At 39.3% G+C, this 24052-nt stretch carries 20 protein-coding genes; 9 read left to right on the forward strand and 11 right to left on the reverse strand.

Translation table 11 applies throughout. The features are described 5' to 3' along the window. Positions 1-66: 66 nt before the first annotated feature. The 9 genes from rseP to J2T50_RS10405 form a co-directional block, all read right to left on the reverse strand. Entirely contained in the window at positions 67-1326 is a 1260-nt protein-coding gene (rseP, locus tag J2T50_RS10365) for an RIP metalloprotease RseP (RefSeq protein WP_253366369.1), read from the reverse strand. 9 nt (positions 1327-1335) lie between these two features. Next, positions 1336-2142 (reverse strand): phosphatidate cytidylyltransferase, encoded by an 807-nt coding sequence (locus J2T50_RS10370; protein WP_253366371.1) that lies wholly within the window; start codon positions 2140-2142, stop codon positions 1336-1338. 11 nt (positions 2143-2153) lie between these two features. Then, positions 2154-2912: an undecaprenyl pyrophosphate synthase gene (gene uppS, locus J2T50_RS10375; protein ID WP_253366379.1), complete on the reverse strand. Its 759-nt coding sequence runs from the start codon at positions 2910-2912 to the stop codon at positions 2154-2156. A 344-nt stretch (positions 2913-3256) separates the two neighbouring features. Beyond that, positions 3257-4546: an MATE family efflux transporter gene (locus J2T50_RS10380; protein ID WP_253366380.1), complete on the reverse strand. Its 1290-nt coding sequence runs from the start codon at positions 4544-4546 to the stop codon at positions 3257-3259. A 42-nt stretch (positions 4547-4588) separates the two neighbouring features. Further along, the gene (gene thrC, locus J2T50_RS10385; protein WP_253366381.1) at positions 4589-6076 is read right to left on the reverse strand and encodes a threonine synthase; all 1488 of its coding nucleotides are present in this window, start codon (positions 6074-6076) and stop codon (positions 4589-4591) included. Between the two features lie 97 nt (positions 6077-6173). After that, on the reverse strand, positions 6174-6917 hold the full coding sequence (locus tag J2T50_RS10390; RefSeq protein WP_253366382.1) for a hypothetical protein: 744 nt from the start codon (positions 6915-6917) through the stop codon (positions 6174-6176). A 135-nt stretch (positions 6918-7052) separates the two neighbouring features. Then, the gene (gene adhE / locus J2T50_RS10395; RefSeq protein ID WP_253366383.1) at positions 7053-9701 is read right to left on the reverse strand and encodes a bifunctional acetaldehyde-CoA/alcohol dehydrogenase; all 2649 of its coding nucleotides are present in this window, start codon (positions 9699-9701) and stop codon (positions 7053-7055) included. A gap of 264 nt (positions 9702-9965) precedes the next feature. Continuing rightward, a complete protein-coding gene (gene hisS / locus J2T50_RS10400) occupies positions 9966-11243 on the reverse strand; it encodes a histidine--tRNA ligase (RefSeq protein WP_253366384.1) in 1278 nt (425 codons plus the stop codon). A 63-nt stretch (positions 11244-11306) separates the two neighbouring features. Beyond that, positions 11307-11978 carry a TMEM175 family protein gene (locus J2T50_RS10405; RefSeq protein WP_253366386.1) on the reverse strand — a complete coding sequence of 224 codons (672 nt, stop codon included), beginning with the start codon at positions 11976-11978 and terminating at the stop codon, positions 11307-11309. A 162-nt stretch (positions 11979-12140) separates the two neighbouring features. Here J2T50_RS10405 and rpmF point away from each other — a divergent pair, with 162 nt between their 5' ends. The 3 genes from rpmF to dcm all read left to right on the forward strand — a co-directional run bounded on the left by rpmF (position 12141) and on the right by dcm (position 14228). Next, the gene (gene rpmF, locus J2T50_RS10410) at positions 12141-12323 is read left to right on the forward strand and encodes a 50S ribosomal protein L32 (RefSeq protein ID WP_018166715.1); all 183 of its coding nucleotides are present in this window, start codon (positions 12141-12143) and stop codon (positions 12321-12323) included. Positions 12324-12338: 15 nt separating this feature from the next. Beyond that, positions 12339-12488 carry a 50S ribosomal protein L33 gene (gene rpmG / locus J2T50_RS10415; protein WP_001265622.1) on the forward strand — a complete coding sequence of 50 codons (150 nt, stop codon included), beginning with the start codon at positions 12339-12341 and terminating at the stop codon, positions 12486-12488. A 264-nt stretch (positions 12489-12752) separates the two neighbouring features. Next, positions 12753-14228, forward strand: a complete 1476-nt coding sequence (dcm, locus tag J2T50_RS10420) for a DNA (cytosine-5-)-methyltransferase (RefSeq protein WP_253366388.1) — start codon at positions 12753-12755, stop codon at positions 14226-14228. Here dcm and J2T50_RS10425 read toward each other — a convergent pair. Both J2T50_RS10425 and J2T50_RS10430 read right to left on the reverse strand, forming a co-directional pair. Then, complete coding sequence (locus J2T50_RS10425) at positions 14222-14875, reverse strand: NgoBV family restriction endonuclease (protein WP_253366396.1); 654 nt, start codon at positions 14873-14875, stop codon at positions 14222-14224. The genes dcm and J2T50_RS10425 overlap by 7 nt on opposite strands. A 177-nt stretch (positions 14876-15052) precedes the next feature. Then, positions 15053-16231 (reverse strand): hypothetical protein, encoded by a 1179-nt coding sequence (locus J2T50_RS10430; protein WP_253366398.1) that lies wholly within the window; start codon positions 16229-16231, stop codon positions 15053-15055. Positions 16232-16411: 180 nt separating this feature from the next. Between J2T50_RS10430 and J2T50_RS10435 the strand changes: the two genes are divergently transcribed. From J2T50_RS10435 to J2T50_RS10460, 6 genes are all read left to right on the forward strand, one after another. Continuing rightward, the gene (locus J2T50_RS10435; RefSeq protein ID WP_253366400.1) at positions 16412-16828 is read left to right on the forward strand and encodes a hypothetical protein; all 417 of its coding nucleotides are present in this window, start codon (positions 16412-16414) and stop codon (positions 16826-16828) included. Between the two features lie 67 nt (positions 16829-16895). Continuing rightward, positions 16896-18326: an FtsK/SpoIIIE domain-containing protein gene (locus J2T50_RS10440; RefSeq protein WP_253366402.1), complete on the forward strand. Its 1431-nt coding sequence runs from the start codon at positions 16896-16898 to the stop codon at positions 18324-18326. A gap of 95 nt (positions 18327-18421) precedes the next feature. Continuing rightward, the gene (locus tag J2T50_RS10445; RefSeq protein WP_253366405.1) at positions 18422-19291 is read left to right on the forward strand and encodes a rolling circle replication-associated protein; all 870 of its coding nucleotides are present in this window, start codon (positions 18422-18424) and stop codon (positions 19289-19291) included. Beyond that, entirely contained in the window at positions 19275-19538 is a 264-nt protein-coding gene (locus tag J2T50_RS10450) for a helix-turn-helix transcriptional regulator (protein WP_436300396.1), read from the forward strand. Before J2T50_RS10445 ends, J2T50_RS10450 begins: the two co-directional genes overlap by 17 nt. Before the next feature lie 96 nt (positions 19539-19634). Further along, the gene (locus tag J2T50_RS10455) at positions 19635-20903 is read left to right on the forward strand and encodes a tyrosine-type recombinase/integrase (RefSeq protein WP_253366406.1); all 1269 of its coding nucleotides are present in this window, start codon (positions 19635-19637) and stop codon (positions 20901-20903) included. Between the two features lie 263 nt (positions 20904-21166). Then, complete coding sequence (locus J2T50_RS10460; protein ID WP_253366408.1) at positions 21167-23881, forward strand: pneumococcal-type histidine triad protein; 2715 nt, start codon at positions 21167-21169, stop codon at positions 23879-23881. The last annotated feature ends 171 nt before the right edge of the window (positions 23882-24052 follow it).

The raw sequence follows: 24052 nt of genomic DNA on the forward strand, positions 1-24052 counted from the left end.
CAGTTTGCTAGACTTTCTGTCGAGTGAGATTCCTTTCAATAGGTTTCAAATAATAAATCAGAGAAATTAGAAGAAGACACGCATAATATCATTCCAAGTCACAGCAATCATCAAGACGACCATAACCACCACTCCGGCAAGTGTGATGTAGCTTTCGACTTCTTGTTTGAGAGGTTTTCTGCGAATAGCTTCGATGAGGTTCATGACAATTTTTCCGCCGTCCAAAGCCGGAATCGGAATCAAATTGAAAATCCCCAAGTTAATAGACAAGCTAGCAAGGAGCAGGAGCACCGAGTCAAAGCCGTTTTGAGCAGCTTGTGAACTGACATTAAAGATGGCAACGGGTCCGCCCAATTTATTGATATCAAAACGTGCGATGAGATTTTTCAGAGCCTTGATAACCGTCAAAGCCGTATCACCAGTTTGTAGCAAGGCACCTGTCACTTTATCAAGGAAGCCTGTTTTTAAGCTCGGGGAAACACCCAGATAATAGTTGCTTCCTGATTTTTTGGTCTTAACCGCAAGTTCCTTTTCTTGTCCCCCATGCTGCACGACCAGTGCCAATGTCGGGGCTGCTTTAGCATCCTTTGTCGCCTCAGCAACGGTATTGGCAATTTCAGTGTAATTGGCCGTCTTTTGTCCTTCGATAGACAAAATCTTATCACCAGATACAACTCCAGCAGCCTGCAGAGCTCCGCCTTCGACTACCGAAATGGTATTTGTCGACGGGTTGGCAACACCACCCTGCATGAAGATTAAGAGTAGAAAAGCCACAAATCCAAGAATGAAATTATTCATAGGACCTGCAAAGTTTGTGATGAGGCGTCCCCAGATAGAAGCATTTTGGTACTGGACGTCTAGCGGTGCAATCCGCACTTCCGTTCCATCCTCTTCGATGATAGTCGCGTCGTGATCCACCTTGTAAGTCCGACTTTCTTCGAGCACCAGGCCAATGATTTCCAGCTTGTCTTCAAAGTCAAAGCTCATCACATTCATGGGAAGGCTATTATCTGCCACTTGCTTTCCAGATAGATTGATACGGGTCACCACACCATTTTGGTCCAAGGTCAAGCTGGCAGGCGTTCCGGTTTTGATTTCTGTCGTGTCTTCGCCCCAGCCCGCCATACGAACATAACCACCGAGAGGCAAGATACGGATGGTGTAGGCTGTTCCGTCTTTGCCGATATGGGAAAAGATTTTCGGGCCCATTCCAATCGCAAATTCACGCACAAGGATTCCTGATTTTTTTGCAAAATAGAAATGCCCAAATTCATGAACGATAACGATAACACCAAAGATAAAGATAAAGGCAATAAGTCCCTTCATAGATTCTCCTTAAAATAAACCAAAGAAATGCATGATTGGGAAGACAAAAATCATACTATCAAAACGGTCCAAAATACCACCGTGTCCAGGAATTAACTTTCCTGAATCCTTCACACCAAAATGACGTTTGATGGCACTTTCCACCAAGTCTCCGAATTGACCAAATACTGAGAAAATCGCTACCAAGAAGAGCATGGTTACAAAGGAATGACCCGCCATCACTGTCTTATCAACCAGCATGTAAATCACGGACACAACCACTGCTGACGCAATTCCGCCAAGAAAACCTTCAACTGTTTTATTGGGTGAAACCTTAGGCATCAATTTGCGACGACCAATCTGACGGCCAATCATATAAGCACCGATATCCGTCGCCCACACGATAAAGAGGGCAAACAAGACCTTCCCGAAACTATCCATACGAGCTGAAATCAGGTTGTGAAAACCAATTCCGACATAAAAACTAGAGGCAATCGGAAACACGACTTGTGAGTAATCATATTTCCCAATATTAAAGACTGTTGATCCCAAAAGCAAGAAGACAATAATGGCAAAAGCTGTGTAGCTACCATCTGTCGGCAAAAATGGAATATAATCCTGCATAGGTAAGGTCAAAACCAAGGCACCCAGCATAGCCAACATACCTTCGATAGAATTGGGAGCCAGACCATGCATTTTAATCAATTCAGAGGTTCCAATCATGGCCAGTAAACCGATTAAGAGTTGGAAGGGAACTCCTCCCATCAACAAGAAGGGGATAAAAATAGCCAGGGCAATCCCCCCAAATACAACACGTTTTTGTAAATCCTTAGACATCCTTCTTCTCCTTAAATCCCACCAAACCGACGGTGACGACGATTGTACTCTAAAATAGCAGCCTGCAAGGCTTTCTCATCAAAATCCGGCCAGGCAATATCTGTAAAATAAAGTTCACTATAGGCTGTTTGCCAAGGTAAAAAATTACTAAGTCTAAGCTCACCACTCGTCCGAATCACCAAGTCCGGATCACGATATTTTGCTGGTAAAACACCAGTGTAGAGATAATCCGCGATGACTTTTTCGTCAATATCTCCCGGATTAAACTTAGCATCCAAAATATCTTGAGCAATCATCCGCATAGCCTGAGCCAACTCATCACGTCCACCGTAATTTAAGGCAAAATTCAAAATCAAACCAGTATTGTGCTTGGTTTTTTCTTCTGCTTTAAACAAGGCATCTTTCGTTGCTTCCGGCAAACGACAATGGTCGCCAATCATCTGAATTTTAACATTATTTGCATGCAATTCAGGGACATACTTGTCATAAAATTCAACTGGCAAATTCATGATGAACTTGACTTCTTTTTCAGGACGCGTCCAGTTTTCAGTTGAAAAGGCGTAGACCGTCAGTACACGTACACCCATATCTGAAGCAGCTTTTGTGACAATCTGCAAGGCATCCATTCCAGCCTTGTGCCCCATAACACGTGGTTGCAAGCGTTTCTTTGCCCACCGACCATTTCCATCCATAATAATGGCAATATGTTTCGGCACTTCAAGAGCAGCCCGTATTTTTTCTTTTTTCTTATTAAACCCAAAGGTAAACATAGCATTTCCTCTATAATATAATCATTTTATTATATCATACTTCCAACAAATGAACAAAACCGCTACTTGCCAAGAGCGCAAAGAAAATCACCCAACATTCGTCAGGTGATTCTCTAGGAGATTTATGAAGAGATACATAGCTGTTATTGCTTTAGCAATTTACAGATATGGATACCGACTTTGTCGGTGAAAATTTTAGGATTGAACTTAGTATACAAGGACAAGCTTAATCTTTTCTGAAGAATTTCTAAAAGAAAACTGAAACGGACAATCATACAAATAACAAAGAAAGACAGCCCAACCGAGCCACCTTTCAGGAGATATATGAAAAAGATGTATTTATTTTATAGCTTTTCCCTTAAAGAAATCTTAAACTTTCTTAAGGAAAGAAAATACAAAAACGCCCACCGAAATACATTGTCTGCAATGGTAGCAATCCATACCCCTGCTAACCCCAGGAACCAGACCCGAGTCAAGACATAGCCAAGGCCAATCCGAACCACCCACATGCCCAAACTTGTAGCATAAAAAGGAAGTTTGGCGTTCCCATAACCTTGCCAAAAAGCGGTATAAATCAAGGTCCCTGCAGTAGCAGGAATCCCTAAAAATGAATACAGAGTCACGAGCAAGCTCGCCTTTATCGCTACCTGATCAGTCGTGTAAAAACCTGTCAACCACGGTCCTAAAAAGAAAATCAGACAAGACGTCACAGCCATTAAACCCAGTGCCAAAAGAAAACTCCAACGAATGATAGCGGCTACCTCTTCTTCCTTTCCCTGTCCACGCGCATTGGCCACCAGGATGACCGTCGCTGTTGCAATCCCCATCCCGGGCATATAATTAAACTGGATCAAGGTCTCCCCAATCGCATTTCCAGCGACCACCGCTGTCCCCAAGGATACAATCAAGGCGACAATCACAACATCTCCCGCCCGCATCATCAGACGCTCACCAGCAGCAGGCAAGGCCAATTCTACCAAGTCGCGATGAATGTTAAAAAAGAGCTTGTCTGGCTTTATCGGCAACTGTCGCCATAAAATCGCAACAGCCAACGCACGCGCTAGCAAGGTTCCGATGGCTACACCCACGACACCACCTTTGAAAACAAATACAAACACTGCCGACAAAACAACATTGATTACATTGCTCAGAAGACTGACATACATGGGCAATTGTGCATGCCCGCTCGCCCTCAAAATGCTCCCCAGACTCGTCATCAGCCCCAAGAAAATAATCCCACCACCTACCAGTGCTAGGTAAAGACCGCCTACTCGAGCCACATCCGCATCCGTCCCAAGGAGCAGCAATAGACGCTCTCCCCCGACAATAGACAGCAGCCCCAGAACAAGACTCACTAGAAATGTCAAAAAGAGAGCTTGACCCGCTAACTGTTCTTGGTCTTTCTGGCCATATTTTTGTGCTACTAGAGCTGAAATGGCCGCCCCAAAAGCAAGAAAAATGGCTTGATAAATACTGAGGATGTTATTAGCAACCGAGACGCCTGAAATCGTGGCTAGACCCAAAAAGGCAACCAAGTAGCCATCTACCATTCCCATCAACATCTGTAGAAAATTTTCCGCCATGACTGGCAATGCCAGCTGTAAAATCTTTCTTATCTGCACTACAACTCCCATTCTATCAAAAATGAGGCCCAAGCTTCCACCCAGACCCCTATTTTATTTTAAGCCAAGATAGGCTTCCACTTCAGCCTGCATCTCTCTTGTTTCCACCACCGTCGTGTGACGAACTGGAGCATTTTCTAAACCGCGCACGGCAAGAGGTTGCGCCACTCCCGATACAGTTTCCAATTCAGCAACTGCCGCAAAATCATCCGCCGGATTTTGTCCTGTAATAGACTCAACTACCACCCGAGGGAATTTATAGGGACTGGCTGTAGACGCAATCAAGGTCGGAGTCTCGTCACCAGTTTCTACACGATAGGCACGATAAACTGCTGAGGCAACTGCTGTATGTGGATCTTCCACGTAGTCCGCCTCATCAAATACTTGCTTCATCTCACGAGCCGTCGCAGCTTCGCTAGCATAACCAGCAGCAAATAAATCTAGAATTTCTTGATCCACTTGCGGCAAGCTGTACTCCCCGTTTTCAGACAAGGAAGTCATCAATTCTTTAGTAGCAGCTGCATCGTTGCCCACCAAATGGAAAATCAAGCGTTCCAAGTTTGATGAAACCAAGATATCCATAGACGGACTAGTCGTCACCTTGAATTCTCGTTTTTTATCATAAGTTCCTGTCGCAAAGAAGTCTGTCAAGACCTTATTTTCATTTGAAGCACAGATCAACTTGTGGACTGGCAGACCGATTTGGCGAGCGTAGTAGGCTGCCAAGATATTGCCAAAATTCCCTGTTGGGACAGTGATGTTTATTTTCTCTCCCGCGCGAATGACTCCTGACTTGACCATCTGAGCATAGGCATAAACATAGTAAACCACCTGTGGCACCAAGCGACCAACATTCATGGAGTTGGCCGATGAGAACTGAGCCCCATTTGCCAAGAGCTTAGCCCGTAAAGCCTCGTCGTTAAACATCCGCTTGACATCTGTCTGGGCATCATCAAAGTTCCCTCTGATCGCCACTACATGCGTATTGTCACCCGTCTGGGTCGTCATCTGCAATTCTTGAATCTTGCTGACTGCACCGTCTGGATAAAAGACGATAATTTCTGTTCCTGGGACATCCGCAAATCCAGCCATAGCTGCTTTTCCAGTATCGCCCGAAGTCGCTGTCAAAATGACAATTTTATTGTCCACTCCTTGCTTTTTCGCCGATGTAGTCAAAAGATAAGGCAGAATAGACAGGGCCATGTCCTTGAAAGCAATGGTTGACCCGTGGAACAACTCCAAATTGTAATGTTGCCCAACTTTGACAACTGGTGCAATGACCGGTGTATCAAACTTTTCATCATAAGCATGTGAGATACAATAATCCAGCTCTTCTTCCGTGAAATCATCCAAAAAAGCAGACAAAACCAGCTTTGCCACTTCTTGATAAGAAGCATTTTGCAACTGATTAAAATCCAACTGAACTTCTGGTAGGCTGGTTGGGGTGAAGAGACCACCATCTGTTGCCAAACCTTGTAAAATCGCCTGACTGGCTGTTACTTTATTGTTTTCATCACGAGTTGATTGATAGACCAATGTCATATATGCACCTCTTCCACTTCATTTTTTCTATTGTACCATAAAATGTCAGAAAATTTATAAAAATTCACAAAAAGCACCTACAAACAGGTGCTTTCTTTTATTTATCCAAAACAAACTTGTATTCTTTTTTCCCCTCAAAGGTCAATTTGTCCCCTGAACGGTTGTATTTACTGAAGCTGAAATTTTCAAGACCCACTTTTTTCCCATCTGAGCTACCTGAGATGATATGCAGGAGTTGATTCACTTGCCCCGCTGCTTCACTAGCAGTTACCATACCTGTCTTGCTATCAAATTTTGCTCCTTCCTTTTCTGCATTTTGGAGGATGCTTTTATTGAACTCTTCAATAGCTTTTTCTTCTGTCGGGAATAGAGCTTTGATCGTTTTTTCATACTCTGCACCATACCCTTGCTTCAAGACTTCCTCTTTTGAAACATTGTACTGAGAAGCCGTCTTCTCTGCCTCAGCTAAAATCTTTTGGTACTCTTTTTCGACCATTTTTGTGTAAGCTGTCCCAAAAGCTGTGCTATCCACTTTGTAGGCTACTGTAATAGTTACTTTCTTGTCTTTTACGGCCAAGGTAACTTGTGGGTCTTTGAACAAATCCGTGGGTTTGAGCCCGATTTCTGAAAAATCACCCGTTTCTTTCGTCAATGTGGTCATCAATTCTTTTTCCAAGGATGGGCTGCGCCAAGTCCCTGAAATGTCACCTGAGTTATACCAAAAAGCTGTTCCCGCCCCGATACAAATCACGACTGCCGCAAGAATTCCTAAAATCCACTTGAGAGGGCTCTTTTTCTTTGCCAGCTCTTGTGTTACTTCGTTTTCCATATTTTCCATCATATTCTCCTCATTTTTTATGATGAGTTTATTATAGCATATTTAAAAAACAAAAACCTCTACTTTTAAGTAGAGGCCTTGTTACCTTACGTTTTGCAACGCTTGGTGGGGAAATAAATAATATTAGAGAATCGAAATTTATTTGCGACGTCCTGGACGTTCTGCGTAACCGTAGTATGCATCTGCCATGATTTCTTCCATGTCTGCAACCATTGGCAAGCGTGGGTTAGCTGGTGAACATTGGTCTTCGTAAGCAAGAAGAGCAATTTCATGCAAGCTATCTTTCCATACTTTTTCATCAATACCTTGGTCTTTGAAGTTCATCTTGATACCAACAGCAACACCGAGGTCATAAACAGCTTTGGCGTACGCTTCAACCGCTTCTTCTGGAGTTGAGCAAGGAAGGCCTAACATACGAGCGATGTCTTGGAATTTTTCATCTGCTTTCCAGTAGTTGTATTTAGGCCATGTAGTCGTCTTAGATGGGCGAGTACCGTTGTAACGGATAACGTATGGAAGCAAGATTGCGTTTGTACGTCCGTGAACAGTATGGTGAACCCCACCAATCTTATGAGCCATTGAGTGACTCATACCAAGGAAGGCGTTGGCGAAGGCCATACCAGCCATTGTAGAGGCGTTATGCATTTTTTCGCGTGCTTCAGGGTCAGACTCAAGAACTGATTTTTTGAGATACTGGAAGACCAGTTTGATGGCTTGAAGGGCAATACCGTCAGTATAGTCGTTGGCAAAGTTAGAAGTATAAGCTTCAGTTGCGTGAGTCAATACGTCCATACCAGTATCGGCGGCGATAAAGCCAGGTACTGATTCAACCAAGGCTGGGTCTACGATAGCAATCGTTGGTGTCAAAGCGTAGTCAGCAAGTGGGTATTTACGGTTGTTTGCTTTGTCAGAAACAACGGCAAATGGTGTTACCTCTGACCCTGTACCAGATGTAGTTGGGATACCAATGTATTTAGCTTTCTTACCAAGTGCTGGGAATTTGAAGGCACGTTTACGGATATCCATGAATTTTTGAACGAGGTCGCCAAAGTCTACTTCTGGTTGTTCGTAGAACATCCACATACCTTTAGCAGCATCCATTGGTGAACCACCACCAAGAGCGATGATTGTATCTGGTTCAAATTGACGCATCACTTCTGTACCACGACGGATTGTTGTGATGTCTGGATCTGGTTCAACATCTGAGAAGACTTGAACAGTTACCTTGTTCTTACGAAGGTTCAATTGGTCAATAACACGTTGCACAAATCCAAGTTTTTCAATAGATTTGTCAGTGACAATCATAACACGTTCAATGCCTTCACATGTTTGGAGGTATTGGATTGAGTTACGTTCGAAATAGATTTTTGAAGGAACTTTAAACCATTGCATATTATTTCTACGTTTCCCTACTTTCTTGATGTTAAGAAGGTTGATAGCAGATACGTTATCACCAACTGAGTTGCGTCCATATGAACCACATCCAAGTGTCAATGATGGCAAGAATGCGTTGTAAACGTCACCGATACCACCAAATGTAGAAGGTGAATTCCAGATGATACGCATTGCTTTCATTTCAGTACCGAAACGTTTTGCAAGAGATTCGTCTTTTGTATGGATAGCAGCTGAGTGACCAAGACCATTGAACTCAACCATTTGACGTGCTTTTTTAAGACCGTCTTCTGTATCTTCAGCTTTCAAGACTGCGATAACTGGAGACAATTTTTCACGAGTAAGTGGCTCTTTTTCACCAACTTCAGCACATTCAGCAGCCAAGATGTTTGTTCCTTCAGGAACTGTAAATCCTGCTTGCTCTGCAATCCAAGCTGCTGGTTTACCAACGATGTTTGGATTCAATTTAGCGCCTGCACAGTTCTTGCTTGTTCCTTTTACGCCAAAGCAGAATTCTTCAAGAAGAGCTTTTTCTTTTTTGTTTACAAAGTAAGTTTTGTAAGATTTGAATTCAGCAACAAATTCGTCATAGATTTCTTTGTCGATGATAACCGCTTGTTCAGACGCACAAACCATACCGTTGTCAAATGATTTAGACATAACAATATCGTGAGCTGCTTGACGGATGTCAGCTGATTTTTCAACATAGGCAGGAACGTTACCTGCACCTACACCAAGGGCTGGTTTCCCACATGAGTAAGCTGCACGCACCATGGCATTACCACCAGTCGCAAGGATTGTTGCGATACCGTCGTGGTTCATAAGAGCATTTGTAGCTTCGATAGATGGTTCAGAAATCCATTGGATACAGTTTTCAGGAGCACCTGCTGCAATAGCCGCATCACGAACGATTTGAGCTGCGTGAGCTGAAGATTCTTGAGCTGATGGGTGGAAACCAAATACGATTGGATTACGTGTTTTAAGGGCAATCAATGATTTGAAGATTGCTGTAGATGTTGGGTTAGTTGTTGGTGTTACCCCACAAATGACACCGACTGGTTCAGCAATTTTTGTCAATCCTGTGATTGGGTCATCTTCGATAACGCCTACTGTCTTCACACCACGCATGTTATTCACAACATGTTCACAGGCAAAGAGGTTTTTAGTTGCTTTGTCTTCAAAAACACCGCGTCCTGTTTCACGAACAGCATGTTCTGCCAAGATACCATGTGCATCAAGGGCAGCTACAGAAGCCTTTGCCACAATGTAGTCTACTTGCTCTTGATTGAGTTTACGAAACTCGTCAAGGGCAACAAGACCTTTTTGTACCAATTCGTCTACGTGAGCTTGTGCAGCTTGTAATTTTTCTTCAGGTGATACTGTTTTATCAGCCATTTGGGTTTCCTCCAAAATTATTTTCCCGTTAACTTTATTCTTGTTAACTTTTTCACAATTATATTGTACACCTTTTCATTGCCTTTGTAAAGCGTTTGTTAAATATTTCACAAAATCATTCCAAAAACTTTGTGAAACTTCTCTCAAAACATTGACTAGGCTTTACTTTTTATTTTGACATTGTGATTTTTTTCTCAAAGTTTTTTTTATTTCACAAATGAACAAACTCCTGAAATAGAAAAAATACAGGGAAATCCCTGTATTTTAATTTATTTTTTCAAGCACACTTGCTAAGTCGGATGTGATTTCTTCAAAACTAGCTTCGATTTCTTGTCGGGTGCTGTTGTTTTTAATGGTCACACGACCGGCTTCGACTTCGCTTTCACCCAAGGTTAGGATAAAGCGGGCTTTGAAGCTGTCTGCTGATTTGAATTGGGCTTTGATTTTGCGTCCGAGAACGTCACGTTCTGCGTTAAATCCTTGCTGGCGTACAGCTTGCACCAATTCCAAGGCTTTCGCATTTGCTGCATCTCCCAAGACAGCAATGTAGAGATCCATCTCCTCATCAACTGGAAGAGCAATTCCTTGCTTGTCCAAGACCAACAAGAGGCGCTCCAGACCGAGTCCAAATCCAAATCCTGGTGTTTCTGGTCCACCGAAATACTCAACCAATCCATCATAGCGACCGCCTGCACAAATGGTCAACTCGGTCTTATCAACCTGAGCCATGAATTCAAAAATCGTATGGTTATAATAGTCCAGACCACGCACCATATTGGTATCAATCACATAAGGAATCTGTAGAGTCTCTAACATACCACGTACAGCATCAAAATGCGCTCGGCTCTCTTCATCTAGATAATCCAAGATAGATGGTGCATTCTCAACCGCAATCTTATCTTCCTTTTCCTTAGAGTCCAAAACGCGCAATGGATTTTCATCTAAGCGACGCTGACTGTCTTTTGAAAGTGACTCACGCATCGGTATCAAATAGTCAATCAAAGCCTGACGGTAGGCTGCACGAGTTGCACTAGAACCCAAGGTATTCAGGTGGAGTGTGATATCTTTGATGCCTAAGTCATTGAAAAGTTGGTAAGCCATGGCAATAGTTTCCACATCAGTTGCTGGATTTTTTGAGCCAAAAGCCTCTACACCAACTTGGTGGAATTCACGTAAACGACCAGCTTGCGGACGTTCATAACGAAACATAGAGCCGATATAATAGAGCTTAACTGGTTTTTGAACCTCAGGTGCAAAAAATTTGTTCTCTACAAATGAACGCACAACCGGTGCAGTTCCTTCCGGACGAAGGGTAATGTGGCGCTCTCCCTTATCGTAGAAATCATACATTTCCTTGGTTACAATATCTGTCGTATCCCCTACAGAACGGCTAATCACTTCGTAGTGCTCAAACATGGGCGTACGGATTTCCCCATAATTGTACTTTTTAAAGGTATCACGTACAACTTGTTCCACATATTGCCACTTGGCAGCTTCCTGCGGTAAGATATCCTGTGTCCCTTTTGGTTTTTGTAATTTCATTTGCTATCCTCTCCTAAACTATTTTCTATATTTTATCATAAAAATGACAGAGCTGATAGATGACTAGCCTTTAAAGCCCCTCTTTTCACTTCTTCCCCTTTCCTTTTCTTCTATAAAATGTTCAAATCGTCCACCCTGACCTTCAAAGGTTTCAAATATAACACCCCGCTTGTAGTAACTCCAAAACTCAACAAAGGGCGACAGGAGGAAGATGAAAATCCCTACTTGATTGAAGAGCAGTGCTACAACCATGGTTAACAGGTCTGTCACAGCAATCATGATCATTCGATTTTTGTAAAATTCCTTGATTTTCCCCAGTTGTTCTTGGTGTTCAGCCTTGGCATTTCGTACTGTTAAATTGAGTGTAATCCAACTCATTAGAAAGGCTGTCACAAAGTTAATAAGACCAAAAAATAAAATCGGAACCCATTTTTGGTCAAATTCGACCAACATCTTCATCGCCAATGGAAAGAGCGACAACATCATATGAGCAATCACATCGCGGGCAAATGCATCATAGGTCACTTCTTCAGCTACACTCATAATTATGGTCCGGCGATACCAAAAATTAAAGATAATTACAAATGATACCAAAAACAATCCCACTGCATAGGCAAAATGCGGAAGGCCAGCCATACTGGTCGGGAGTTTAATCTCCAACACCAAAATAGTCATCACAATTGCGATAATGGCATCGCTCAGCGTATCAAAGCGTTCTTTTAATCGTTTCGTCACAATTTTTCCTCCTAAATCTTAGTCTATCTTACCACTTGCCCTTCAAATTGCAAAATATTTCTCAAAAAAAGTGTCAAGTAACTTTACTTTACAAAAAAAATATGATATTCTATTACAGTTGGTAAAAAAACAAAACTTATACATCGAAAGGAAGACTTAAAAATGGCAGTACCTGCACGTCGCACTTCAAAAGCGAAGAAAAACAAACGTCGCACTCACTACAAAGTAGCAGCTCCAACTGTAAAATTTGACGAAACTACTGGAGATTACTCACGTTCACACCGTGTATCACTTAAAGGATACTACAAAGGACGTAAAATCGAAAAAGCAGCTTCAGCTGAATAATAGAAGGGAGATACCATGCGCGTAAATATTACACTTGAACACAAAGAATCTGGTGAACGCTTGTACCTTACTTCAAAAAACAAACGTAACACTCCAGACCGTCTTCAATTGAAAAAATACTCACCAAAATTGCGTAAACACGTAGTTTTTACTGAAGTAAAATAGAGATTCACTACACGTCAATAGACGTCAGTAATGCTGATTTAATAGGTTTTTTGAAATTTTTAATTTCATTACACTTCACTATAATTCAGTAAAAACTCTACCTTTTACTCTACCTTTTTTGGTAAGAATACAAAGTCGGATAATTACGAAAAGTTCTAGCTTTCGCTAGAACTTTTTGTTTTTTTACAGTTTTGGTTCCGTAAAACTTGAAAAAACAATGTTTTTTTGTTATGATATATTTAGTTTATATTTGGAGGCAATATTATGCACGGAGGAACACGTGAAGGAGCTGGACGAAAACACAGTTCTCGTAAGAAAAAAGCTATTACAATTTATCTTGACGACGGAGAAATTGAAGCGATTGAAAATATTCCCTTACCCAATCAAAAAACATTTTCCCAAAAATGTAGAGAGCTAATAACTCTAGGCATTTCTGAAATCGAAAATAATCTTGAAGATAATGGGAACGTAGTTAAATTCATTGATTTATTCAGTGGATTAGGTGGAATTCGACTCGGGTTTGAACAGGCTTTAGCCGATTTTGGTTTAGTTGGAAAATGCGTTTTTTCAAGTGATATTAAACCAGCTGCTATCAAAGCCTATACTAAAAACTTTAATCATAGTCCAGAATGTGATATTACTAAGGTTAGTCCTGCCAGTATCCCGAATTTTGATTTTCTTTTAGCAGGTTTCCCATGCCAAGCTTTTTCTCAAGCTGGCTTAGGTTTGGGTTTTCAAGATACTAGAGGAACTCTGTTCTTTGATGTGGCTAAAATTTTAATGGAGAAACGTCCACTTGGATTTGTCCTTGAGAATGTAGAAGGACTGGTAAATCACGATAAAGGAAAAACTTTTAGGGTCATCACCAATACTTTAGAGGAATTAGGCTATCATATTCAATATAAAGTATTAAACGGAAAAGATTTTGGATTAGCTCAATCTCGAAATAGAATTTATATTATCGGATATAAAAATAAAGAAGTCCACCAATTGGAGAACTTCAATAATAGCTATTCTTCCTTAAAAGATATTATTGATGAATCTGTGCCACCCTTGAGCTCCGACTTCACCCAAAAACTTCTTTCTCATTACAAGGTAGAAGAAATTTATGGAAAAGCCATTAAGGATAAACGTGGAGGAAACAACAATATTCATAGTTGGGAAATTGGTTTGAAAGGAGAGATAACCCCAGAACAATCGGATTTACTCGACCTTTTATTAAGACAGCGAAGAAATAAAAAGTGGGCAGACATCATTGGTATTGATTGGATGGACGGAATGCCTTTAACTAAAGAAATGATTCAAACATTTTATAATAGTCCAGACTTAACAGAAATGTTAGACGATTTGGTAAGTAAAGGCTACCTTTCTTTTGAATATCCTAAGAAAAAAGTTGGAAACAAAAGAATTCCAGATGAAACACTTGAAAAAGGTTACAATATCGTAACTGGAAAATTATCTTTTGAGTTTTCAAAAATTCTATCACCAGATGAAGTTACTCCAACTCTAGTTGCAACTGATGTTAGTAAATTAGCTGTCCCTGTAAATAATGGAATACGAAAATTAACTGTTAAAGAGGGGCTTCAATTGTTTGGTTTCCCTGTAAATTATGATTTATCTGATTTATCTGAAGCAGAATCATTTGATTTACTGGGGAATACAGTATGTGTTCCAGTTATTAAAGCAGTATCTGACAAGTTGCTTGCTACTCATATGGAATTTATAAACAACTATCAATAAGCTGATACTTGAGCCTTCCATGCCTCGGGTGTGATTTCTAATTTATCATTTGGAAACATTTTGAAGGTCTCATAAATTGCATCGATAAATTCTTCCTTACTCCGAAAACTATCTTTTTTATGGAATGCACATGGGCGAATAGCGTAAGGGCTCTCACGTTTGACTTGTAATCCAATTGGGTATTTTTGAGCTTTATTAGTTATTTCCCATATACGTTTAAGATAAACTTTTTCAACTGTAAAACCTTTTGAAAATCCATCATTTGCAGGTGTATAACCTAAAATGATAAAGTAGGCATTCAGTTTTCCAGGGCTTTTATAAGTTTGTTGAATGAAACTATGAAAATTAGCTATGTCAAAACCAGGGGGATTGGTATAATTCCAAGCTTTAACTTCAACATCATATTGATTACCACCAAAGCGTGCTACAAAGTCTGGAAATTCTTGCGTATGCTCTCCTGCTTGAATATCAACTTGTAAATGTTTAAACCAAGCAGGCAACCATTCTTGCAATGAATTACCAATAATATCATTACCTGAGTAAACAATTGGGTGATTAGCAAAGTTGATTGTTATATTCCCATGCTTACCCTCTAATCGTTTCTTCGTATATTCATATAACTGTTCAATAGTGTTGATTTTTTCCATAGAATTTTCTCCTTATTTATTGTGGCTCCTCATATCTATTTTACCACAAGATAGAAAAGAACTCACATGGTTTATGGAAATCACCCTATTACATTCCTCTAAACTGTCGGAATAAGCAAAGCCTTTCCGATAGTTTGGAGGAATCCAAACGCCTCCGTAAAATAGGAGGCGTTTTTTTTATAGACGGGATTTATAAATCTCTATCAATTTTTCAATCGGTACATATTTGTCATCGCTATCTTCCACATCAATTTTTATCAGTTCGTCTTGAGTTTGCTTATAGAGAACCAATTCATCTGCTATAGATAAATCAATATCTTCAACATTTCTTTGCTGTAATTCTAACTGATATGCATAATTGTTACTGATAGATATTAAATTTTCTGCATTTTGAAAATCCGAGTCAGAAATTGGCTGTCCATCAATACTGCCACTAAAGAGATTTGCTAGTTCAAGTGCATCATTTCTAATTATTGAATATACTCTAAACCCAAATGAAGACGATGTAGCTAAATATCTTTCAAAAATAGGTTTGATATCCTCTTTTAAAAATCTAGCGAATATACCGTCAAATCGACTAAAATCACTTTTTGATTTTCGAACCCTTTCAATTTTTTGTGTATCTATTGATTTTTGTCCTGACCAATACTGAATTGGCTCTTGTAAACTATCATAGAACAATTTACTAACATCAATCTTATTAGCTATATATAGCAAATAAAATCTAGTAATTGCTTCATCTTGAACAGTTACTACTGTGTCATACTCAATCTCTGGGAAAAGCTTATCATAAGGGTAATTAAACTCCTCATTTAGCTCTATATCACGATACGCAAGAACCTTAGCATAAGGTATATAATCTTTTAAAGCTCCTTCAATAAGCTCACGATACATTTTAGAATTAAGCATATCTCTACAAATGACATAGAAAAATAACAGTTCTTTATTCTGTAGCTCTTCTAAAGTTCCCCAATACACTTCTTGAACATCTTTATAGTATCTTTTTTTACGATAAAGCTGTCCTCTAAACAAATATTTTTGTTCCTCCTTTTCAAGCACTACATTATCTACAATATCCCAAGCCGTAACTTCTGGAATGAAATGAGGATTTTTTTCTGTAAGCTTTAATTTTCTTATTTTCCCTACTATACTGTTATTCGATTCGGATACTTTAATATTTGTAAGTCGAGCTTTAGGCACTTTATCAAGTGGCTGTAAATTCCCTTGAGCTTTGAAATAATCATGTGCCTTCTGATAGTTCTCTTCTATCAAACAATTGATTCGCTTGATATTATCATCTAGTCTAAGTCCAGCATTTCTAAAGAAGAAATTTTTTGAAAATATGTATTTAACCATACTTCTATTATACATTTTTTGGGTAAAATAACAAATTTTATTTCTGTCCACTCAACCAAAAATACTCAAAAACGAAGTGTATAATATAGACAAGGTTAAAAGAGCTCAATTAACTTTGATTGTATGTGCTAGTTGTCGGCACCACTTAGACAACGCAGAAAGAAAACACAAGGTGAGTATATGACCTCAAAATTTAAATTAAATTCTACTAAATTGGGAGAATTGACATTCTCTGTATCTGAAATTGATGCCCCTGCATATGGTTATGTAACTGAAGTAAAAATTAAACCTACGTACAATAATGGAGAAGTTGTTGAAAACAGTATTGCAAAAATCGTTCTTAACATCATTGATGTACAATTGGCAAAATTGTTAAAACAGCAGGGGGTAGATACTTCTAATATTATACCGTCACAAATAGAGTTTATCGCTGAAGAATCTACTTTAAAACAATATAAGGCAGAAGATATGGTTAATAAGGTAATTGACTTACGAAACGCTAAAGTTGCTTTACGTTGGGTATCTCGTGGCTCATCTGGTAGCTGGGGTGGCTTAAAACTAATCATTTCTGAGTTTAAACCAGTTCAACTAAAATAACAATAATATATCAAACAGGGTGGGATGGAGGGAATTTTATAAGTAAACAAAAAGATTGGAGAGAGCCATGCTTTCAAATTTGATAAAAGAGGCGGTCAGTCCTTTACTGGCAGGGAAAAGTTCTAAAGTATATATAAGTGTAGATAAGACAAAGGAACAACGTAGACAATCTCTACTATTCAAGTTAAAATTGATTGCCTGTATTATCCTACTGATTTCAATAATGTTTTTTCTACGGATTAACAAAAAGCAACTGCTATCATTGTCCTTAGAAAAATTAAGCTATATCCCTCTATATATCGGCTTCGTAATACTACTAATAGTTTTGATATGTGTTAGTATCTGGTTATTTCTTCATTCAAGATTTTCGCCACTCGAAAATAGAAAATTACTAGAATTACTTAAAAATTTTGCTGAAGAAAGTGATATTTTACGAAAACACAAATCAGAAATTGATTCTACTCAATCTATCCGATGGGTATATTGGCTTGAATCTGGCTTAATTCATGTTATTCTCTACCATGGTGGACACGTGAATAAAAGTAAACTTGAAGATATTCCAGATAGTTTGTTAGGCTTTTTTATTAAAGAAACTAGAAATAAGTGGTATTTAGAAGACAGGCTCATCAGCGATGGCTGTGTCAAGATGATATTTTCACACAAACCAGACGAACAACTAACTATTGGCGGATATGAAGATTTTAGAAAATCTAGAAATCTAAATATCCGACTGACAGAGAGATTAAATTGGACTTTGAAACAGCCGATGGGGTTAGTGGTCGGTCCAACAAATTCTGGTAAAACTTCGCTTCTGAAATATTTAATATTGGCTTTCCTTATCAATAATCCTAAAAACCAAGTTTATACGATTGATGGGAAGGCGGCTTATCTTAGTACCGCAATGAAAATTATAGGTAAAGTTGCCATCAATGGGGAACAAGCCTATCAGATGGTTTATGAACTTAATGAATTGATGGAGCAACGATACAAGGAGCTTACTTCAGATGACTCAAGCGAAGAAGATATAACTCATCATGAAAAATTCAATCAGGGGCAAATTCTATTGGTCGTTGATGAATTGCTAGCCTTAGCCACTACGATGCAAGCAGAGGATAAGCAAAAGAAACCCGTTGATAGACTATATCCTCAATTCAACAGTCTCCTACTTAACCTAATAGTTAAAGGTAGGCAAGCCAATATTAATGTTTTGGTTTCTGGACAGATGATACCCACTTCGATTTTACCGAGTGAAGCTAGAGATTCTTTAGGTTTACGAATAGCTTTGGGAAGAATTACACAATCTCAAGCAACTGAAATTTTTAACATGAGTAAGAATGATTTACCTCATGCTAATACAAGTAACTATGAGGGGGTCATCTTCTTAGATGGTTTAGGATTAGAACATCCTATTGTTTTTAAAACACCGTTTTATGACGATAGTAAATTGCCATTCAAGGGAGCTTTGCGGGTGTTACAGTTTGAAAATCAGCGAAGCTGATTTTCAAATTCATAAGATATGAATAGCTGATTCTTGCCTGTCCTACTTGACATTCAGGCAAGATAGGCTGATTTCAAGTAAGTGGGGTAAATAAAATGCAAGAAGAATACTTACCCTATAATCAGAAAATGACTGTTTTCCCAGATGGAAAGATTGAGATAATCAAATATAGTCAGCCCAAAATAAGGGTACTAAACAAAAAACAATCTGATAATATGAGGCGTGAATTAACTGCTGAAGAAAAAGAAAGGCAGAAAGTTCAGCAAGCATTCCGAATCAAACGGAAAATAAAACATTATTGCCTTTCTAATAAATTTGATTTATTCTGGACACTAACTTTTAATGATGAGGAAGTTAATGCTTTAGATTACGTAGAAGCACGAAAGGTATTGCAAGCATGGTTAAAATATCAACGAGAAAAATATGGAAAATTTGATTATATCTTTGTACCCGAACTACACAAATCTGGAAGAATTCATTTCCACGGGTTAACTAAAAATCTAACTCCACCATTATTTGAAGCAATCAACCCAAAAACAAAACGAAAAATTAGGAAAAATGGTAAGCAAATATACAATGCTGAAAATTGGAAAAAAGGATTTAGTACAGTATCAAAGATTCACGATAACGCCAAAACCTCAAGCTACATTACAAAATATATAACTAAAGAACTCTTAGAAGTCCCAACAGGATACCATCAGCCACATTATTTTGTAAGCAGAGGCTTACAACTGCCAGATATTACTTATAAAAACGCTGGAAAAGATAACCTAGAAGAATTTACTCCTAGTTTTATAGCAATGAATGTCAACCTTGCTACACAAGAATCAGAAAAAATCGTGAGTATTTATAACTTAACCTTAGATGAAGATGGTAGCCTTAGACAAACAGGAACAGTCGAAACTACAGTAAAAAGTAGACTAATAAATAATACAGAGGATAACCGAGATGAACATTATGAATAACGAAACGAATTTGATAGCGATTGAAAAACAACTAGCATTGATTATTGAAATGATTAAGTATCTAGATGAGATGAAACCTAGCTTGGGAATTGTTACGCAAAAAGAATTACTAAAACAGCTGAATATTTCTCCCAATACATTAAAATCTTGGGAGAAAAACGGATTAAATAGACTTGAGCCACCAATCGAAGGAACTAGAACAGTTTATTACAAATTAGATGAGGTGCTCCACTTTCTAACTAACTAAACAATTTTATGCTAAAATAGAATTATCCAAAAAAGAAAGTTGGTGTATTCTATTTTAGCCTTTTTCAGTAATTATCCGACCGAAAGAGAGCTAACAATGATAACAGAAACAATTACTCACAACAATAAAAAAATCATTAAGAAAACTAAAAATGGAAAAGTAACCTATACTGCTAGAGGTGTTTTTCTAGGTAAAGATAAGAAAACTGGCAAGCAAGTTACAACAACTATTACAGCTAAAACTTTAAAACAGCTTGAAAGGAAAGTTCATCAAAAGCGAATAGATTTTGAAAACAACGGTTCTACACGAAAAGAGACCATTAAAATAGATAACTTTACGGCTCTTGCTGAACTGTGGTTTCAACAATATAAACTCATGGTAACTTCTCAGAATACCATCAACAGAGTCAGAGGGTATCTAGATACTTATATAATCCCACAATTTGGCGATTATTTACCAGAACAGATAGTTGCTTCTGATGTTCAGCTTTGGGTTAATAAATTAGCTCAAAAATCAAAAAAATCCGTTGAATCTGGTGTAAAGCGTGCTGAAAAAGGTAATGCTAAAGATTTTGGTGCAGTAACTCATAAACTGAAAGATATTTTTAATTTTGGCATGGTTCATTGTGGACTTAAAGCAAATCCGGTAAGCAATGTACTAATACCTCCTAAACCCAAGGCTAGGAAAGAAAAAATTATGGTACTCCATGATGAAGATTTAAAAGTATTATTAAAATATTTAGATACCCTGTCCGACACCAGAGCAAATCGTAGATTTAAAGTTATCACGAATGCCTTGCTTGCTTCTGCTTTACGAATTAATGAACTATTAGCATTGACTATCCATGATTTAGATTTTTCAACTAATGAGATTATTGTTAGTAAAACGTTGATGTGGCGAAGTGCGGATAAGAAAAATGATATTAAAGGAACAATGATTTGTAAAAACACTCCTAAAACAGATTCTGGGAATCGTAGGGTTGTTGTTCCTAACTCTACACTTGAGGAACTAAAATCATTTCATGAAGAAATGAACTCTTATTTCGATAAGCACAATTTGCCACATTCTGAATTAATTTTCCCAACAATTTACGGAAATTATATGTGTGATAGAAATGAAAGGGCTACTCTTAAAAAGCGTTTAGCTTCACTAGGATTGCCAGAATACGGTTTTCATTTATTCCGTCACACTCACGCTTCTATGATGTTAAATGCTGGTGCAGACTGGAAAGAGCTTCAAGATAGAATGGGGCATAAATCTATTAGTACTACAATGGACACTTACGCAGAACTTGCACCAGAACGTAAACAAGAAGCCGTAAAGATTTTTCTAAATAAAATTGCTACATTATCAGATATAACTTAAGATAACTCTACATTTCACTCTACCTTTTTAGATAGAGTCGCTCGAAACATTGATATATCAATGGCAAAATGGAAATACTTAACCTTTACTGAAGTTAAATAATTGAAAACAAGAAAAGCCTTGAAACTATTGTTTCTAGGTTTTTTATTTTGCATTTTTAAAACTATCCACCTCCTATCATCGTTGACATTTTCCTTAACCGGCTGTATAATTAACTAGTTAATGATTTGAAATCAATTGTTTTAAAGGAGGGATAGATTTCGATGAAACACAACAAACGATTGTTAGCTGTCATAGGTATTGCCTTAAGTTGCCAGCTAACGTTGACAGCCTGCCAACACCACTCCAATTCTCCTAAAACTGAGCATTCAAAGACTCACAAGGTGGAGAAAAAAGCGTCTAAAGCAAAGACAGAAAAGGCGCAGAAAAAGGAAATTCCTGGAATTGATACGGCGACGGATGATGGTTTTTTATTTAGCAGCGAGTCGCAGATTGAGACAAAAACTGATGAGGGACTTGTCGTCAAGCATGGTAACCACAGTCACTTTTTATTCTACTCTGATTTAAAAGGGACAAAGTGGGATTACCTCGTGCCCAAGGACTATAAGGATAAAAAATCAGCTACAAACAAGACTCAGTCAAGGCAAGTCGGAAACCAATCTGCCAGTCAGACCGGGGACGGCTATGTGTTCAATCCAAAGGATATCGTAGCGGAGGATGCGAATGGCTACACCGTACGCCACGGTGACCACTACCACTACATTTTAAAAAGTAGCCTGAACCAAGCAGGACCAGCTACAGTTTCGCCTTCTCATCAGGCCACACCTATTGCTCCGCAATACCGTCCAACACACGCGGGAAATGGAACGTCGTACCATACCCAGACCGGCACACAGCAGCATAAACCCGCTGGTAAACAAGAATACCCTGGCATCCATTTCGCGACTGACGACCATTTCTTATTTGACGGAAAACATGTCATCGACAAGAATGATTTTGGTCTTTTGGTAGCACACAATGGAAATCGAAACGATATTCATGCCATTCCCTATTACCAACTAGTCAATACTCAGTGGGAAAATTTGATTCCAAAGGAATACCTCGAAAAAGCTAGAGCTGCATACAAAGGTAAGCCTCAGGATAAACCAAACGAACCTGAAAAAACTATTACGCCTATATTTGAACAAAAAATAGAAGAAAAAATCAAAAAAATCATGCAGGAATACGGTTTGAGTCGTGATAAGATTTCCATTGATCAAAAGAAAAACCAAATTCTCTACCCCCATGGAAATCACTTCCACGCTGAACCAATCGATGCTTCCAAACCATTTACTGACCCGTTCGAGCCACAACCTGACTTTATAGATGGTGAAAGTTTTGAAGACCGAAAAGAACGCTTGATAAAAGAATACATGGAGCGTTTCAAAGTCAACCGCGAAGATATCACCGTCGAAGGCAACTACATGAGCGTTCGCCATGGTGACCACGCCCACATTTACAAAATCGACCCACAGTTGCCAGATGATCCAGAAAGGGATGTCAAGACAGAGTCTACCAACTTGGAAGTGGAGAATCAACTGGTCTACGGTCCCTTGTTCACAGAAAATTCTAAAGTGAGTTTGACACGAAAAGGTGTCGTTGACACATTCCATCCAGCTGGTATTAAAAATATTAAAAACTTCGTCCTGCTGACATTTAGCACCAATAGTGATTACGGGAATTTTGAAGTTGATGGTAAACAAACAAAACGGGTCTACTATCTGGTCCGCAAAGACCTTAATTGGGAAGATTTGCACATCACGCTTCCTAAAGTCGTCACTCTCAAGGGAAATGTCTTCAAGGGATGGAGCGCCAACCTACCTAAATCAGGAAAACTGCCAAGAGAGCACCAAGCCTACTACGCCGACTTTGACCGAGTTAGAAAACAGCCAACAAAAGCCGTCTACACTCCAAACGACGATGTGCTAGACATCGACATTAGCCACTATGTACCTGTGAAATACACATCTCTGCTAAATGGCCGCTTGAAGTTCGGCGATAAAATTCAGGGCGGTTTCACCTTCTATGTCAACCCTCAACTTACTTGGGCTCAGGCCAAACAAGCGGGACTAGAAGCACCAACTCCAGTTCCTCATAAGAATTACGAATTTATCGAATACCGCAACATCGTCGATGGTAGCGAAGATGAGAATAGCAAGGTTTCAACCATGATTAGCCTAGCAGCCTTCGGCTCTACCGCTCCATACTTAGGACCTTACATCGCAACAAATCCAAATAATCCTACCGACATCCACGATCCGAACAGACACCCAAATTATTATTGGCATGATCCGAAAAATTATGTCGCTGTCGCCTTTAAGATCGACGAAGGAGGACAACTCATTTCTCGTGCCGGTAGAGGACAAACAGTGGTTTACTTGGTACGAAAAGGAACATCTCTGGCCGACGCCAACATCCTACCCCCATTTATCCAAGCAGCCAAGGATTACCAAAGCGCCGTCTTTACAGCGCCAGCCGATTACTACAAACCTGTGACAGAAGATAAGGTCTACCACATGCGTTTAGAAAAGAAAACTGCACCAAAACCAGACAAAGGCTTAACTAAACCAAGTGGGTCGCCAGCCAACGACTTCGCAACGCCTAACAACACTGATAACTCTGTCGGGTCATCGGCTAACGACTTCGCAACGCCTAACAACACTGATAACTCTGTCGGGTCATCGGCTAACGACTTCGCTATGCCTAACAACACCGACAACTCTGTTGGGGCATCGGCTAACGACTTCGCTATGCCTAACAATACCGACAGCTCTGTTGGGGCATCGGCTAACGACTTCGCTACACCTAACAATGCTGGCAACTCTGTTGGGGCATCGGCTAACGACTTCGCTACACCTAACAACGCTGGCAACTCTGTTGGGGCATCGGCCAACGACTTTGCTAAACCAAGCGGAGAAAATCCATTTTTAGCACCATAGACATAAAATCCACGCGCTAAAAATCACTCAAAAGACCTTGACAAAATGAACTGCCCCCCAAAAGTTAGACAAGAAATCTAACGAATGGGGGGCTTTTTCTATGAAATTAAGTTATGAAGATAAGATTCAACTCTATCAATTAAGACAAGAAGGCTATTCAATTCCCTACTT

The sequence above is a fragment of the Streptococcus gallinaceus genome (assembly GCF_024170225.1).
In the GTDB taxonomy this organism is placed as follows: domain Bacteria; phylum Bacillota; class Bacilli; order Lactobacillales; family Streptococcaceae; genus Streptococcus; species Streptococcus gallinaceus.

Coding starts and splice junctions, on each gene's coding strand:
- J2T50_RS10380 (WP_253366380.1), bottom strand. CDS start 4,546: ATGGGAGTTGTAGTGCAGATAAGAAAGATTTTACAGCTGGCATTGCCA.
- hisS (WP_253366384.1), bottom strand. CDS start 11,243: ATGAAATTACAAAAACCAAAAGGGACACAGGATATCTTACCGCAGGAA.
- thrC (WP_253366381.1), bottom strand. CDS start 6,076: ATGACATTGGTCTATCAATCAACTCGTGATGAAAACAATAAAGTAACA.
- J2T50_RS10435 (WP_253366400.1), top strand. CDS start 16,412: ATGACCTCAAAATTTAAATTAAATTCTACTAAATTGGGAGAATTGACA.
- J2T50_RS10440 (WP_253366402.1), top strand. CDS start 16,896: ATGCTTTCAAATTTGATAAAAGAGGCGGTCAGTCCTTTACTGGCAGGG.
- rseP (WP_253366369.1), bottom strand. CDS start 1,326: ATGAAGGGACTTATTGCCTTTATCTTTATCTTTGGTGTTATCGTTATC.
- J2T50_RS10455 (WP_253366406.1), top strand. CDS start 19,635: ATGATAACAGAAACAATTACTCACAACAATAAAAAAATCATTAAGAAA.
- adhE (WP_253366383.1), bottom strand. CDS start 9,701: ATGGCTGATAAAACAGTATCACCTGAAGAAAAATTACAAGCTGCACAA.
- uppS (WP_253366379.1), bottom strand. CDS start 2,912: ATGTTTACCTTTGGGTTTAATAAGAAAAAAGAAAAAATACGGGCTGCT.
- J2T50_RS10460 (WP_253366408.1), top strand. CDS start 21,167: ATGAAACACAACAAACGATTGTTAGCTGTCATAGGTATTGCCTTAAGT.
- J2T50_RS10425 (WP_253366396.1), bottom strand. CDS start 14,875: ATGGAAAAAATCAACACTATTGAACAGTTATATGAATATACGAAGAAA.
- J2T50_RS10390 (WP_253366382.1), bottom strand. CDS start 6,917: ATGATGGAAAATATGGAAAACGAAGTAACACAAGAGCTGGCAAAGAAA.
- rpmG (WP_001265622.1), top strand. CDS start 12,339: ATGCGCGTAAATATTACACTTGAACACAAAGAATCTGGTGAACGCTTG.
- J2T50_RS10370 (WP_253366371.1), bottom strand. CDS start 2,142: ATGTCTAAGGATTTACAAAAACGTGTTGTATTTGGGGGGATTGCCCTG.
- J2T50_RS10450 (WP_436300396.1), top strand. CDS start 19,275: ATGAACATTATGAATAACGAAACGAATTTGATAGCGATTGAAAAACAA.
- J2T50_RS10445 (WP_253366405.1), top strand. CDS start 18,422: ATGCAAGAAGAATACTTACCCTATAATCAGAAAATGACTGTTTTCCCA.
- J2T50_RS10430 (WP_253366398.1), bottom strand. CDS start 16,231: ATGGTTAAATACATATTTTCAAAAAATTTCTTCTTTAGAAATGCTGGA.
- dcm (WP_253366388.1), top strand. CDS start 12,753: ATGCACGGAGGAACACGTGAAGGAGCTGGACGAAAACACAGTTCTCGT.
- rpmF (WP_018166715.1), top strand. CDS start 12,141: ATGGCAGTACCTGCACGTCGCACTTCAAAAGCGAAGAAAAACAAACGT.